Source organism: Enterobacter adelaidei (genome assembly GCF_041937165.1).
Classification (GTDB): domain Bacteria; phylum Pseudomonadota; class Gammaproteobacteria; order Enterobacterales; family Enterobacteriaceae; genus Enterobacter; species Enterobacter adelaidei.
Genome location: NZ_CP154353.1, coordinates 165631 through 180689 on the forward strand (window position 1 = coordinate 165631; position 15059 = coordinate 180689).

Below are 15059 nucleotides of genomic sequence, written 5' to 3' on the forward strand. Positions count from 1 at the left end.
AAAAACGCCTTCCACTGGAAGGCGTTTTCTTTTCTATATCAGCACCTCACTGTAGCGATCCCGGTACTCTTTTGGCGTGGTGTCGTACTCTTTGCGAAACACCGAATAGAAATATTGCAGAGATGGGTAGCCGCACATCTGCGAGATTTCGTTAATCGACAGTGACGTGGAGATGAGCAAGCTGCGCGCTTTCTCCAGCTTTTCAGCATGGATGACGGCATGAATGGTTTCGCCCACTTCTTCTTTGAAGCGTTTCTCCAGATTCGAACGCGAAATACCCACCGAATCCAGCACCTGATCGACCTTAATTCCCTTGCAGGCATGGTTGCGAATAAAGTGCATGGCCTGAATGACGGCCGGGTCGCTTAAGGAGCGATAGTCGGTTGAGCGACGTTCAACGACGCGGACAGGAGGCACAAGCAACCGCTGAAGCGACAGGGATTCTTTATCCAGCAGGCGATGCAGTAGCTTCGCTGCCTGATAACCCATCTGACGAGTCCCTTGTGCAACGGAGGAGAGCGCCACGCGAGACAGATAGCGGGTGAGTTCTTCGTTATCAATGCCAATCACGCACAGTTTTTCCGGTACCGGGATGTGCAAATGTTCGCAGACCTGCAAAACGTGGCGTGCGCGGGCGTCCGTGACGGCAATAATCCCGGTTTGCGGTGGCAGCGTTTGCAGCCAGTCAGCCAGACGGTTTTGCGCGTGCTGCCAGTTTTCAGGGGCGGTTTCCAGCCCCTGATACACTACGCCGCGGTACTTCTCCTGCGCGACCAACTGGCAAAACGCGTGTTCACGCTCAACGGCCCAGCGCTTGCCGCTGGTGGCGGGTAAGCCATAAAATGCGAAGCGATGGACGCCTTTCTCTTTTAAATGGAGAAAGGCTGCCTCCACCAGGGCATGGTTATCGGTGGCAATATAGTGAACCGGCGGATAGTGTTCGGGGGAATGGTAAGAGCCGCCGACGCCCACAATCGGGACGTCGACGTCTGTCAGCAGTTGCTCAATGACGGGATCGTCATAGTCGGCGATAACGCCATCACCCAGCCAGTCTTTGATGTTCTCCAGACGGGTACGAAAATCTTCCTCAATAAAGATATCCCATTCGGATTGCGACGCCTGCAAATATTCACCAACCCCTTCAACAACCTGACGGTCATAGGCTTTATTGGCATTGAATAACAACGTAATGCGGTGACGCTTTTCGAACATGGCTCTCTTCCCAATTAAGTCATCATACTGTTATCAGGCCCGTCGTTTGGTGGCCGAGTCCATCCAGACGGCGAGTAAAAGAATGGCCCCCTTGACGATATACTGCCAAAACGTCGGGACGTCCATCATACTCATCCCGTTATCCAACGACGCCATGATAAATGCCCCCATGACCGCGCCCGCCACGCTACCGATACCACCCGCGAGGCTGGTACCACCAATTACGCAGGCGGCGATGGCATCCAGCTCGGCGATGTTACCGGCGGAGGGAGAACCCGCCCCCAGACGTGAGCTGAGGATTAACCCGGCGATAGCCACCATCAGACCGTTAATGGCGAACACCGCGAGTTTGGTACGCTCGACATTGATCCCGGAGAGGCGAGCGGCCTCCAGATTGCCGCCGATGGCGTAAATGCGGCGGCCAAACGCGGTGCGCGTGGCCATAAACATGCCACCCAGCAGTAACAGTGCCAGCAGCAATACAGGCGTCGGGACGCCACGGTAGTCGTTCAGAAGCCAGATTGCGCCTAGCACAATAACCGCCGTAAGGGCCTGACGCCCCACCACGGACGTTGATGCAGGAGAAGCCAGCCCCAGCGCCTGACGGCGCATGCGCCCACGCCACTGCCACGCGACAAACGCCAGCAAACCTACCACGCCAATCGTAAAGCCCACGCTATCGGAGAGGTAACTCTGACCAATCTGCGACATCGCCGCGCTGGTGGGGGAGACGGTGGTGCCGTTGGTAATGCCGATTAAGATCCCGCGGAAGGCCAGCATCCCTGCCAGAGTGACAATGAACGACGGGACTTTACGGTAGGCAACCCACCAGCCGTTCCAGGCACCGAGCACAAGTCCCAGCACCAGCGTCACCGCAACGGTCAACGGCAGCGGCCAGCCAAGCCAGACGTCAAAAATGGCCGCCACGCCACCGAGTAAACCCATCATCGAACCGACTGACAGGTCGATCTCCGCTGAGATAATCACGAACACCATGCCCACAGCCAGAATGCCGGTGATGGCCGTCTGACGCAGCAGGTTAGAGACGTTACGCGCACTTAAGTACGAGCCATCGGTCATCCAGGTAAAGAACAGCATGATGACGATAATCGCCGCGATCATCACGAAAACTTGCAGATTCAGCGCTTTTAGCCCCGCAAATGATCCGGGCGTCGGAACCGCGACTTTGATATCAGACGGATTGCTTTTCGACATGACGTTCGCTCCTTAAAGCGGCTTCCATCACCTGCTCCTGCGTCAGGTTCTGGTTAATCAGGTTGGCTTTCAGTTTTCCCTCGTGCATTACCAGCACGCGGTCACTCAGACCGAGCACTTCGGGTAATTCAGACGATATGACAATGACGGCAATCCCTTGCTGTACAAGCTGATTAATCAGTTTGTAGATTTCATATTTGGCGCCGATATCAATCCCGCGCGTTGGCTCATCAAGGATTAATATGCGTGGATTGAGAAGCAGGCAGCGCGCCAGAATGGCCTTCTGCTGGTTGCCCCCACTCAGTCGGCCAATGGCCAGTTCCGGAGAGGATGTTTTTACCTTCAGTCGGGCGAGCGACTGGAGAATACACTGCTGCTCAGCGGCATCATCCAGGCTGCTCAGGGTGCCGGAGAACTGATCAAGAGCTGCAAGGGTGATGTTTTTACCCACTGCCATGACCGGTACGATGCCGTCTTTTTTGCGGTCTTCCGGCACCATGGCAATGCCGCGGGCAATCGCCTGTTGGCAGTTGTCGATTTTCACCGGCTGACCGTCGATATATATCGTGCCCTCCCAGCGCCCCGGCCACACGCCAAACAGACACTGTACGGCTTCGGTGCGCCCGGCGCCGACTAACCCGGCAATACCGAGAATTTCGCCGCTGTGCAGAGAAAACGAGACGTTATTTACACGCTTGATGTGGCGGTTAACGGGATGCCACGCGGTCAGGTTTTCCACGCGCAACACTTCATCGCCGGTTGCATGAGGTTCATTCGGGTAGAGCGCCGTCAGCTCGCGGCCTACCATCATGGTGATGATGTCATCTTCACTCATGCCTGCGGCTTCGCGCGTGCCGATGTGTTGCCCGTCGCGGATCACGCAGATGGTGTCAGAAATGGCTTTGACCTCATTCAGCTTGTGCGAAATGTAGATACAGGCGATGCCGTGGTTTTGCAGATCGCGGATGATATTGAGCAGTACCGCGGTTTCCTGTTCGGTGAGCGACGCCGTTGGTTCATCAAGGATCAGCAGCCTGACCTGCTTATTAAGCGCTTTCGCAATTTCGACCAGCTGCTGCTGCCCCAGACCAAGATCGCCCACGCGGGTATCCGGTGAAATGCTGAGACTCACCTGCGCCAGCAGCTTTTCACAGCGCAGCGTCATGGTGTCGTAGTCCAGCACGCCGTGGCGGGAAATCTCAGCCCCAAGGAAAATGTTCTCCAGCACGGTGAGATGCTTCACCAGTGCCAGCTCCTGGTGGATGATGGCGATGCCTTTACGTTCGGTATCGCGAATGTGTGTCGCCTGGATGACTTCACCGGCAAAGACGATTTCGCCTTCGTAGCTGCCGTACGGGTAGATCCCGCACAGCACTTTCATCAATGTTGATTTGCCCGAACCGTTTTCACCACACAGCGAAACCACTTCGCCGGGGTTCAGCCGGAGACTGACGTTGTCGACGGCTTTCACCGTACCGAAGCGCTTAGTGATGCTTTTCATTTCAAGTAAATAAGACATAACTGCTCCACGTAACCCGAGGGAAGAACAGTACAACGTGATGCGCCCCTGCAGAGCAGGGGCTGCGTAAGGTTACAGTTCGCTCTTCTTGTGGAAACCGTCTTTAATGACAGTGGCGTCAATGTTCTCTTTATTGACTTCAATCGGTGTGAGCAGGCGAGCCGGAACATCCTTCAGCCCGTTATTCAGCGTCGCGTCTGCTTTAGGCTGCTTACCATTACCCAGCTCTACGGCGATTTCCGCAGCCGTATTGGCGAGCTGGGTAATGGGTTTGTAGACCGTCATGGTTTGGGTGCCTGCGATAATGCGTTTTACACCGGCCAGATCGGCATCCTGACCCGATATCGCGACTTTACCGGCCAGCCCCTGGGCGCTCAGTGCCTGGATAGCACCGCCTGCGGTGGCATCGTTAGAGGCCACAACCGCATCAATTTTGTTATTGTTGGCAGTGAGTGCGTTTTCCATAATTTTCAGCGCGTTTTCTGGTAGCCAGCCGTCGGCCCATTGATCGCCAACCACTTTAATTTTTCCGTCGTCGATGTAAGGTTTAAGGACTTTCATTTGCCCTTCGCGGAACAGTTTGGCGTTGTTATCCACCGGAGAACCGCCCATCAGGAAATAATTACCCTGAGGCACCTTGTCGATCAGGCTTTGCGCTTGTAATTCACCGACTTTTTCATTGTCGAACGAAATATAATAATCAATGTCCGCATTATTAATCATACGGTCATAGGCCAGGACTTTTATGCCTTCTTGTTTAGCTTCTTTCACCACGTTACTTAATACCTGGCCGTTATAGGGGATAATGACCAGGACATCGACGCCACGGTTGATCATATTCTCAATTTGCGACATTTGCGTTTCTTCATTGCCGTTAGCCGACTGAACAAACACGCTTGCGCCGAGTGATTCTGCTTTTTTAACAAAAATATCGCGATCTTTTTGCCAGCGCTCCAGACGCAGATCGTCAATCGCCATACCGATTTTCACCTCCTTCGCATGTCCGGCAAAGCTTGCCAGGAGGAGAGTTGTGCATAGAGTAAGGGTCAGGTTCTTTATCTTCATAATTATTAGGCCTTTTTGTAGGGGTATGTGTTGCTGAGATAAAAGAAACATTCACTACTGAGACGCAGCAAATTCTTAACGGGGAAAGGCGGGCTGGCAATTACAGATTTTTATCTTCTCATTATGATATTTGGTTTATTTCTGAATTTATGACCGCGATCGGATTTTAAAATACGTAACGTCTTAATTGCATTTGATTCTGGAATGTACACCGAAAAATAGTTTGCTTGCACATTATTTTGCGAGCCAGTGCACAGTTGTGCATTCTCTCAATAGCAGTGTGAAATAACGTAATTGAGCAACCCAAAATGTCTATTCACTATTACTCCTGTATCTATGACTCACCGCATACCCCTGATTATGGAGCTCAATATGCAAGCTTATTTCGACCAACTCGATCGTGTTCGTTACGAAGGCCCAAAAACGACCAATCCTTTAGCATTTCGTCACTACAACCCGGATGAGCTGGTGCTGGGTAAGCGCATGGAAGATCATCTGCGCTTTGCCGCCTGTTACTGGCATACCTTCTGCTGGAATGGTGCCGATATGTTTGGTGTGGGTTCCTTTGACCGCCCGTGGCAGCAACCTGGTGAGGCCATCGAGCTGGCGAAGCGTAAAGCCGATGTGGCGTTTGAGTTCTTCCACAAGCTGAACGTGCCGTACTACTGCTTCCATGATGTCGATGTGTCACCGGAAGGCGCGTCGCTGAAAGAGTACCTGAACAATTTTGCGCAGATGGTGGATGTGCTGGCGGCGAAACAGCAGCAAAGCGGCGTGAAGCTGCTGTGGGGCACGGCAAACTGCTTCACCAACCCACGTTACGGTGCGGGCGCGGCAACCAATCCGGATCCGGAAGTGTTTAGCTGGGCGGCTACGCAGGTTGTGACGGCAATGAACGCCACGCATCAGTTGGGTGGTGAGAACTATGTTCTGTGGGGCGGTCGTGAAGGCTATGAAACCCTGCTCAACACCGATCTGCGCCAGGAACGTGAGCAGATTGGCCGCTTTATGCAAATGGTTGTCGAGCATAAGCACAAAATCGGTTTCCGTGGCACGCTGCTGATTGAACCGAAACCGCAGGAACCGACGAAGCATCAGTATGACTACGATGTGGCGACCGTGTACGGCTTCCTGAAGCAGTTCGGCCTGGAAAAAGAGATTAAAGTTAACATTGAAGCCAACCATGCCACCCTGGCGGGTCACTCTTTCCATCACGAGATCGCGTCTGCGATTGCGCTGGGCATCTTCGGCTCTGTCGATGCTAACCGGGGCGATGCACAGCTGGGATGGGATACAGACCAGTTCCCGAACAGCGTGGAAGAGAATGCGCTGGTGATGTATGAAATCATCAAAGCGGGTGGTTTCACCACGGGTGGCCTGAACTTTGACGCCAAAGTGCGTCGTCAGAGTACCGATAAATACGATCTGTTCTATGGCCACATTGGCGCGATGGACACGATGGCGCTGGCGCTGAAAGTGGCCGCGCGTATGATTGAAGACGGTGAACTGGATAAACGCGTGGCGAAGCGTTACAGCGGCTGGAACAGTGAGCTGGGCCAGCAAATTTTGAAAGGTCAGTTATCACTTGCGGAAATCGCGAAGTACGCTGAACAACATCAACTGGCACCGCAGCACCAGAGCGGGCACCAGGAGTTGCTGGAAAATCTGGTCAATCACTATCTGTTCGATAAATAACAGCATCCAGGCCCGGTCGGCGCAGCGCCACCGGGCATTTCTGTTAAAGGAGTCACCGGAATGTATATCGGGATCGATCTTGGCACATCGGGTGTGAAAGCCATCCTGTTAAGCGAGCAAGGCGATGTGGTAGCAACACAGACAGAAAAGCTGCAGGTTTCACGTCCGCACCCGCTGTGGTCGGAACAGGATCCGGAGCAGTGGTGGCAGGCGACGGATCGTGCAATACAGGCCTTAAGTGAACAACACAGTCTGCGTGACGTGAAAGCGCTGGGGATCGCCGGGCAAATGCACGGCGCTACGTTGCTGGATAGCCAGCAGCGCGTGCTTCGTCCTGCGATCCTCTGGAACGATGGCCGCTGTGCAGAAGAGTGTGCGCTTCTTGAGGCGCGCGTGCCCACATCCCGTGACATCACCGGCAACCTGATGATGCCCGGTTTTACTGCGCCCAAATTACTGTGGGTGCAGCGACACGAGCCGGAGATTTTCCGTCAGGTGGCGAAAGTCCTGCTACCGAAAGACTATCTGCGCTTTCGTATGACGGGCGATTTTGCTTCCGACATGTCTGATGCTGCCGGCACCATGTGGCTCGACGTGGCGAAACGTGACTGGAGCGAGGCGATGCTGGATGCCTGCCATTTGACCCGCGAGCATATGCCCGCACTGTTCGAAGGCAGCGAAATTACCGGTATATTGCTGCCGGCCGTTGCTGAACGCTGGAATATGCCTGCCGTACCGGTGGTGGCCGGTGGCGGTGACAACGCGGCGGGTGCCGTGGGCGTCGGCATGGTTGAGGCGGGACAGGCGATGCTTTCTCTGGGAACGTCTGGCGTCTATTTTGCCGTCAGCGACGGGTATCGCAGCAATCCTGAAAGTGCGGTACACAGCTTCTGCCATGCCCTTCCGGGGAAATGGCATTTGATGTCGGTCATGCTCAGTGCGGCGTCTTGCCTGGACTGGGCGGCGAAGCTGACCGGCATGGCCGACGTTCCGGCGCTCATTTCTGCGGCGCAGCAGGCGGATGACGCTGCGGGTACCGTCTGGTTTTTACCGTATCTTTCCGGCGAGCGTACGCCGCACAACAACCCGGAAGCGAAAGGGGTGTTCTTCGGTTTAACCCATCAGCATGGCCCGGCAGAACTGGCGCGTGCGGTGCTGGAAGGTGTGGGCTATGCACTGGCCGACGGAATGGACGTGGTGCATGACTGCGGTCTGAAACCGGCAAGCGTCACCCTGATCGGCGGTGGTGCGCGAAGCCCTTACTGGCGACAGATGCTGGCGGATATCAGTGGATTGCAGCTGGATTTTCGCACCGGTGGCGATGTCGGGCCAGCACTTGGTGCCGCGCGTCTGGCACAGATAGCCATTAACCCTGAAAAACCGCTTTCGCAGCTGTTGCCGCAGCTTACGCTTGAACAGGCGCATTTACCTGACGCGTCACGCCATGCGCGGTACGCGGAAAGACGCGACGTGTTCCGCAAAATCTATCAGCAGCTGCTGCCGCTGATGTCGTAAATACGCTTGTCCTGGATAGGCACGAGGATGTCCTTTTTTGGTCTGTGCGTGCCTTCCTTTCCTTGCCAGTATGGTGTCACACCCACTGGCGAGGAAATCTCATGTCACGCATTGCATTAATCAATATTGATACGCAGCAGTCGTTCCATCATCGCTATTACTGGCGGGAGGACGACATTCCTGCCTTTCAGCAGGCGATGCTGGGGCTGATTGAAGGCTGCCAGGCACGCGGTATTCCGGTCGTGGATATTTTCCATGTCGATGAAGACGGCCCTTTTACCCTGCAAAGCGGCTTTGTCAAACCCATGGCCTTTTTGCGTCATCAGCCGGATGTGGTTTTCCAAAAACACGTCCATAATGCCTTCACGGATACCGGGCTTGACCGCTGGTTGCGCGAGCGTGATATCAATCAGCTTATTATCTGCGGCATTCGCACTGAACAATGCTGTGAAACCACTGCACGCGTGGCATCCGATCTGGGTTATGCTGTGACCTTTGTTAGCGAGGCAACGCTTACATTTCCAATGACCTACAAGGGCATTACCCTTAGTGCAGCGGAAATTCGTCATCGTACCGAGACGGTGCTGTCCGGGCGTTTTGCCGAGATTAAAACGGTAGCGGAGACGCTGGAGTCATTGTAATGCGCATCGACGTCTGGTTCGTGATGTTGCCCGGGGTGCTGTCATTAGATATGACGGGCCCGGCGGAGACCTTTGTGCTGGCCGGCGACGCGTTTCGTCTGCATTACATTGGCCCGCAACCGGACGTTCCGACGTCGATAGGTCTGACGATGAGCGGCATTAAGCCGCTGCCCGAAAGCCTGCCTCCCGGCAGCCTGTTGGTCCTGCCGGGGGTGAGCGACTCCCGCTGTCAATTCTCAACGCCACAGGCGCAGCAGATCCAGCACTGGCTGATGCGCCTGCAACCGCAGATCCAACGCCAGGATATTACCGTGATGTGCGTCTGTTCAGGGGCGTTGCTGGCAGCAAAATCAGGCCTGCTGAATCACCGTCAGTGTACAACCCATCATGATGTTATTAACCGTTTACGCACTGCGGCTCCCACGGCGACGATTAAAGAAAACCGGATATTTGTGCAGGATGAGAATATCTGGACCAGCGCAGGGATCACCTCTGGCATCGATCTGGCGCTGCATATGATTAACCGCCTGTGCGGCCCCGAAAAAGCGCTGGCCGTGGCACGTGAGATGGTGGTCTGGTTCCGCCGCTCCGGCGATGACCCCCAGTTATCTCCGTGGTTGCGCTACCGCAATCATCTTCATCCGGCCATCCATCGGGCGCAGGATGCGCTCACCGCCGAGCCGCAAAAAACATGGAATTTGCCTGAGATCGCCGCCGTGGCGCATGTCAGCCCACGTCATCTAACCCGGCTTTTTCAGTCGCATTTAGGGATTAGCGTTCGCGATTATCTGGAGCAGTTGCGTCTGGCGGTGGCGGAGCAGTGGTTGTTGCAGGGGCGCGGTGTGGAGCAGTCTTCACTGGCGGCAGGGTTTTCCTCCCCGCGCCAGTATCATCGAGCCCGGCAGCGAAGCGTTAACTGACGAAGCGGCGCGTGTCTATTTTTTGCAGCAGCATCGACAGCAGCAGGCTGACAACCAGCGTGGCGACAAAAATCCAGATAATATCCAGCACCGGCCAGCTTTTCAGCTCAACGCCCCTCGTTCGTAGCGCGTGGATGATCAGCGCGTGAAATCCATAAATCCCCAGAGAATGCCGCGAGATAACGCTCAGCATGGGCAAGGGACGCGTATTCAGGGTATTTTTGGCTAGCGTGAGGAGCGATGCGGCACAGATAAAGACCATTGGTCCGCAATACAGATACCAGGTATCGGCAAAATTGCCACGCCACTGCAACTCGTGCAGCGTCCCGCGTGAAATCACCGCCACGCCAGCGATGAACAACGCCCCACACAGCCAGTTCATACCGCGTTTTTGAGTATCCATCATCCCAATGGCGCGCCCCAGCATGCCGTACAGCACGTAGTAAAACGTATCGCCGCTGATATAGAGGTTGACCGGTAACCATTCAAAACCGTCGAGTTTCTGCGAGACAGTATTCGGGTTGGCAATGACGCCAATGACGACCATCAGAGCCAGGAGCATTTTGCCGCTGACGTTTTTCACCTGGATAAGCGGGGAGACCAGATAGATAACGATAATGGCGAAGAAGAACCACAGGTGGTAGAACACCGGTTTTTGCAGCACGTATTTTAGCGATAACCCGGCATTAATGGAGGTAAACAGGCTGATGTAGAGCAAGGCAACGGCGCTGTAAAATCCCAGGCAGGCGGCGATGCGGATAAAGTGCTTTGGTTGCGCACTACGCTCGCCAAAAAAGAGAAAGCCGGAAATCATAAAGAATAGCGGCACGCTGACGCGCGAAGCCGCGTTGAGAATATTGGCGATATCCCAGTTAACAGGAGTGATGCTGTGCGGATTCGTGACATACCAGGTCGTCGTGTGGATCATCACCACCATCAGACACGCTATTCCTCGCAGGTTATCAATCCAGTTAATTTTTGACTGCATCAGTTCCTCGTATTCCTTGTAAATTGAGTATGACTGTCATTTTCCAGAAGTCTTCTTCTGGAAAAATCTGAGTTTTATTCAGAAGGCTTGTCGGGAGGCCGCGAGATTCGCAGAATGCCGGACCGTAATCTATAAAAGCTTTGATACTAAAAATAACAGCCACTGACCAGGGCGGTGATAAAAATGATGATGAAGCGTGTGGCGTCACTCTTTCTGCTGTTCATGCTGGCAGGGTGCAGTGCGCCACAAGAAGCCCCCGTGCAAAAAGCGCAGCAGGGGAAAATAAGCCCGGAACGTTCGCTGAATATGGAACAGCTCTGTAAAGGGCAGGCTGCCCGACGCTATAACTCGGACGTGCAGAAAATTGATGTCACCGGGTTTGAGCGCTTTCAGGGAAGCTATGAGCTGAAGGGGTATACATCCCGCAAAGAGGGCTTTATCTGCTCGTTTGATGCGGACGGCCAGTTTTTACACCTCTCCATGCGTTAGCCTGCTCGTATAATCTACAGCCAGACGCCATCAGCGTCTGGCTGGACGGCTTATTTCCCAATTTTCCCTAAACAAACCCGTTTGATACTGTATATCTTGCAGCCAGCGGGTATACTGGTCCCTTCCATTTAAAACCACACGTATCCAGCACGAAATACTATGCAAAAGTTTGATACCAAGACCTTCCAGGGCCTGATCCTGACCTTACAGGATTACTGGGCTCGTCAGGGCTGTACCATTGTTCAACCTTTGGACATGGAAGTCGGCGCAGGCACTTCACACCCGATGACCAGCTTACGCGCGTTGGGGCCAGAGCCAATGGCGACCGCGTATGTGCAGCCTTCCCGTCGTCCGACCGATGGTCGCTACGGTGAGAACCCGAACCGTCTGCAGCATTACTATCAGTTCCAGGTGGTGATTAAGCCATCACCAGACAATATTCAGGAACTGTACCTCGGGTCACTGAAAGAGCTGGGTATGGATCCAACCATTCACGACATTCGTTTCGTGGAAGACAACTGGGAAAACCCAACGCTGGGTGCCTGGGGTCTGGGTTGGGAAGTGTGGCTGAACGGTATGGAAGTGACCCAGTTCACCTACTTCCAGCAGGTTGGTGGTCTGGAATGTAAACCGATTACCGGTGAAATCACTTACGGTCTGGAACGTCTGGCCATGTATATTCAGGGCGTAGACAGCGTTTACGACCTGGTCTGGAGCGACGGCCCGCTGGGTAAAACCACCTACGGCGACGTGTTCCATCAGAACGAAGTGGAGCAATCCACCTATAACTTCGAATACGCGGACGTGGACTTCCTGTTCACCTGCTTCGAGCAGTACGAGAAAGAAGCGCAGCAGTTGCTGGCGCTGGAGACTCCGCTGCCGCTGCCTGCTTACGAGCGTATTCTGAAGGCCGCCCACAGCTTCAACCTGCTGGACGCCCGCAAAGCCATCTCCGTGACTGAACGTCAGCGCTACATTCTGCGTATTCGTACCCTGACCAAAGCCGTTGCAGAAGCTTACTATGCGTCCCGTGAAGCCCTTGGCTTCCCGATGTGCAATCGAAACAAATAAGAGGCGGCCATGTCTGAGAAAACTTTCCTGGTGGAAATCGGCACTGAAGAGCTGCCACCAAAAGCCCTGCGCAGCCTGGCTGAATCTTTTGCTGCGAACGTGACTGCCGAGCTGGATAACGCTGGCCTGGCACACGGTAAAATTGAGTGGTTTGCTGCACCGCGTCGTCTGGCGCTGAAAGTGGCAAATCTGGCGGCGTCTCAGCCGGATCGCGAAGTCGAAAAACGTGGCCCGGCCATTGCCCAGGCGTTTGACGCCGAAGGCAAGCCGAGTAAAGCGGCTGAAGGTTGGGCGCGTGGTTGCGGTATTACCGTTGACCAGGCTGAGCGTCTGACCACCGACAAAGGTGAGTGGTTGCTGTACCGTGCGCATGTGAAAGGTGAAAGCGCAGAAGCGCTGCTGCCTGACATGATTGCCACTTCCCTGGCCAAGCTGCCTATTCCAAAACTGATGCGCTGGGGTGCGTCTGACGTGCACTTCGTGCGTCCGGTTCACACCGTGACCCTGCTGTTGGGCGATACCGTTGTTCCTGCCACCATTCTGGGCGTGGCGTCCGATCGCGTGATCCGTGGCCACCGCTTTATGGGCGAGCCTGAGTTCACCATCGACAATGCCGATCAGTACCCAGAGATCCTGCTGGAACGCGGTAAAGTCATTGCTGACTACGAACAGCGTAAAGCCAAAATCAAAGCGGACGCGGAAGACGCGGCGCGCAAGATTGGCGGTAAAGCCGATCTGAGCGACAGCCTGCTGGAAGAAGTGACTTCACTGGTGGAATGGCCGGTTGTACTGACCGCGAAATTCGAAGAGAAATTCCTGGCCGTTCCGGCTGAAGCACTGGTGTACACCATGAAGGGTGACCAGAAGTACTTCCCGGTTTATGCCAACGACGGCAAACTGCTGCCAAACTTCATCTTCGTTGCCAATATCGAATCCAAAGATCCGATCCAGATTATCTCGGGTAACGAGAAAGTGGTTCGTCCACGTCTGGCGGATGCGGAGTTCTTCTTCAACACCGACCGTAAAAAACGTCTGGAAGATCATCTCCCGCGCCTGCAGACCGTGCTGTTCCAGCAGCAGCTGGGTACGCTGCGTGACAAAACTGACCGTATCGCGGAACTGTCTGGCTGGATCGCGCGTGAAATTGGTGCGGACGTAAACCACGCCACTCGTGCTGGCCTGCTGTCCAAGTGTGACCTGATGACCAACATGGTGTTCGAGTTTACCGACACCCAGGGTGTGATGGGCATGCACTACGCGCGTCACGATGGCGAAGCGGAAGATGTGGCAGTTGCCCTGAACGAGCAGTATCAGCCGCGCTTTGCGGGTGACGAACTGCCGTCTAACCCGGTGGCTTGCGCCGTCGCGATTGCCGATAAGATGGACACCCTGGCGGGTATCTTCGGCATTGGTCAGCATCCGAAAGGCGATAAAGACCCGTTCGCGCTGCGTCGTGCTGCACTGGGCGTGCTGCGTATCATCGTTGAGAAGAACCTGAACCTGGATCTACAGACCCTGACTGAAGAAGCGGTGCGTCTGTATGGTGACAAGCTGACCAACGCGAAAGTCGTGGATGACGTGATCGACTTTATGCTCGGTCGTTTCCGCGCGTGGTATCAGGATGAAGGCTACACCGTCGATACCATTCAGGCGGTACTGGCGCGTCGTCCAACCCGTCCGGCCGATTTTGATGCGCGTATGAAGGCGGTGTCCCACTTCCGTACGCTGGAAGCGGCATCTGCCCTGGCCGCGGCCAACAAGCGTGTATCCAACATTCTGGCTAAGTCTGATGAAACGTTGAACGAGCGCGTGAACGCCGCGACCCTGAAAGAGCCGGAAGAGATCGCTCTGGCAATGCAGGTTGTGGTGCTGCGTGACAAGCTCGAGCCGTTCTTCGCTGAAGGTCGCTACCAGGAAGCGTTGGTAGAACTGGCGGAACTGCGTGACGTTATCGACGCCTTCTTCGAGAAAGTGATGGTGAACGTAGAAGATAAAGAACTGCGTATTAACCGTCTCTCTATGCTCGAAAAACTGCGTGAGCTGTTCCTGCGCGTGGCGGATATTTCGCTGCTGCAGTAATGTGCCCGTTGCTACAAATGCTAAAAACCCGCTTCGGCGGGTTTTTTTATGGGGCTTTTGTAGGCCGGATAAGCGTAGCGTCATCCGGCAGGTTTAGCCGATCGCGACTGTGCCTTCGTCTGTCTGCAGCCAGCGCGGTGCCTTCAGCGTATCGGCAAAGTAGCTGACCAGCTCGCACAGCAAATCTTCCATAACGATTTCAGATTGTCGCGGCAGTGTGCCGTTCATCAGCAACTGCGTAATCTCCTGACAGTAGCGCCCCAGCTGATCGCTCTCGGGTTCGAAAGCTGGAACGCGTGACGGGAGTTCCTTCACGGTCAGGCTGGCTTTTAAAGCGTCCGGAACAGGATCCAGAAGCGTGGGTTGCAGAAGATTCAGGCAGGCATAGAGTCTGCCGTAAAGCGCCATTTTTGGGGTGGGTTCTTCGCAATCTACCAGTGCGTCGGTAAAACGTTCGCAGTTATCCGCCAGTTCGGTGAATTCGGTGGCGTGGTTGAAGGGCAGAGTGATTAAAGAATGAACTTGGGTTGGGGTAGTAGCCATATTGGCAGCCTCCGATAAGTGATAAAGCTTCCACCATCGGAAATGCTAATTTCGCTGGTGGTGGACTGAACAGAGTTAGCATTACCGGCCTTATCGGATACCGGCGC

Annotated in this window: 13 protein-coding genes and 1 pseudogene; 7 read left to right on the forward strand and 7 right to left on the reverse strand. The window is 54.6% G+C overall.

Features of this window, described 5'->3' with window-relative positions; translation table 11 throughout:
• Positions 1 to 33: 33 nt before the first annotated feature.
• The 4 genes from xylR to xylF all read right to left on the reverse strand — a co-directional run bounded on the left by xylR (position 34) and on the right by xylF (position 5011).
• Positions 34 to 1212 (reverse strand): D-xylose utilization transcriptional activator XylR, encoded by a 1179-nt coding sequence (xylR, locus tag AAHF05_RS00855; protein WP_028018248.1) that lies wholly within the window; start codon positions 1210 to 1212, stop codon positions 34 to 36.
• 33 nt (positions 1213 to 1245) lie between these two features.
• On the reverse strand, positions 1246 to 2427 hold the full coding sequence (gene xylH / locus AAHF05_RS00860; protein ID WP_108089352.1) for a xylose ABC transporter permease XylH: 1182 nt from the start codon (positions 2425 to 2427) through the stop codon (positions 1246 to 1248).
• Positions 2405 to 3946 (reverse strand): xylose ABC transporter ATP-binding protein, encoded by a 1542-nt coding sequence (locus tag AAHF05_RS00865; protein ID WP_028018250.1) that lies wholly within the window; start codon positions 3944 to 3946, stop codon positions 2405 to 2407. The genes xylH and AAHF05_RS00865 overlap by 23 nt, the downstream gene beginning before the upstream one ends.
• A gap of 72 nt (positions 3947 to 4018) precedes the next feature.
• Complete coding sequence (xylF, locus tag AAHF05_RS00870) at positions 4019 to 5011, reverse strand: D-xylose ABC transporter substrate-binding protein (RefSeq protein ID WP_028018251.1); 993 nt, start codon at positions 5009 to 5011, stop codon at positions 4019 to 4021.
• 372 nt (positions 5012 to 5383) lie between these two features.
• Here xylF and xylA point away from each other — a divergent pair, with 372 nt between their 5' ends.
• The 4 genes from xylA (at position 5384) to AAHF05_RS00890 (ending at position 9782) form a co-directional block, all read left to right on the forward strand.
• The gene (gene xylA, locus AAHF05_RS00875; RefSeq protein WP_014830210.1) at positions 5384 to 6706 is read left to right on the forward strand and encodes a xylose isomerase; all 1323 of its coding nucleotides are present in this window, start codon (positions 5384 to 5386) and stop codon (positions 6704 to 6706) included.
• A gap of 60 nt (positions 6707 to 6766) precedes the next feature.
• Entirely contained in the window at positions 6767 to 8221 is a 1455-nt protein-coding gene (xylB, locus tag AAHF05_RS00880; RefSeq protein ID WP_129325183.1) for a xylulokinase, read from the forward strand.
• Positions 8222 to 8322: 101 nt separating this feature from the next.
• A complete protein-coding gene (locus AAHF05_RS00885; protein WP_028018253.1) occupies positions 8323 to 8862 on the forward strand; it encodes an isochorismatase family protein in 540 nt (179 codons plus the stop codon).
• On the forward strand, positions 8862 to 9782 hold the full coding sequence (locus AAHF05_RS00890) for a helix-turn-helix domain-containing protein (protein WP_332618398.1): 921 nt from the start codon (positions 8862 to 8864) through the stop codon (positions 9780 to 9782). Before AAHF05_RS00885 ends, AAHF05_RS00890 begins: the two co-directional genes overlap by 1 nt.
• Here the strand turns inward: AAHF05_RS00890 and AAHF05_RS00895 are convergent.
• Positions 9775 to 10770, reverse strand: a complete 996-nt coding sequence (locus AAHF05_RS00895) for an acyltransferase (RefSeq protein WP_049007791.1) — start codon at positions 10768 to 10770, stop codon at positions 9775 to 9777. The two genes, AAHF05_RS00890 and AAHF05_RS00895, sit on opposite strands and share 8 nt — an antisense overlap.
• Before the next feature lie 183 nt (positions 10771 to 10953).
• Here AAHF05_RS00895 and AAHF05_RS00900 point away from each other — a divergent pair, with 183 nt between their 5' ends.
• The 3 genes from AAHF05_RS00900 (at position 10954) to glyS (ending at position 14409) form a co-directional block, all read left to right on the forward strand.
• Complete coding sequence (locus tag AAHF05_RS00900; RefSeq protein WP_049007792.1) at positions 10954 to 11259, forward strand: YsaB family lipoprotein; 306 nt, start codon at positions 10954 to 10956, stop codon at positions 11257 to 11259.
• 159 nt (positions 11260 to 11418) lie between these two features.
• Positions 11419 to 12330 (forward strand): glycine--tRNA ligase subunit alpha, encoded by a 912-nt coding sequence (glyQ, locus tag AAHF05_RS00905; protein ID WP_003860141.1) that lies wholly within the window; start codon positions 11419 to 11421, stop codon positions 12328 to 12330.
• A gap of 9 nt (positions 12331 to 12339) precedes the next feature.
• Complete coding sequence (gene glyS, locus AAHF05_RS00910; RefSeq protein ID WP_028018257.1) at positions 12340 to 14409, forward strand: glycine--tRNA ligase subunit beta; 2070 nt, start codon at positions 12340 to 12342, stop codon at positions 14407 to 14409.
• A gap of 93 nt (positions 14410 to 14502) precedes the next feature.
• Here the strand turns inward: glyS and AAHF05_RS00915 are convergent, their stop codons facing one another.
• The gene (locus tag AAHF05_RS00915; RefSeq protein WP_129325184.1) at positions 14503 to 14952 is read right to left on the reverse strand and encodes a hypothetical protein; all 450 of its coding nucleotides are present in this window, start codon (positions 14950 to 14952) and stop codon (positions 14503 to 14505) included.
• A pseudogene (locus AAHF05_RS00920) lies at positions 14919 to 15023 on the reverse strand (hypothetical protein); the annotation flags it as partial. The gene AAHF05_RS00915 and the pseudogene AAHF05_RS00920, both read right to left, overlap by 34 nt.
• Positions 15024 to 15059: the final 36 nt, after the last annotated feature.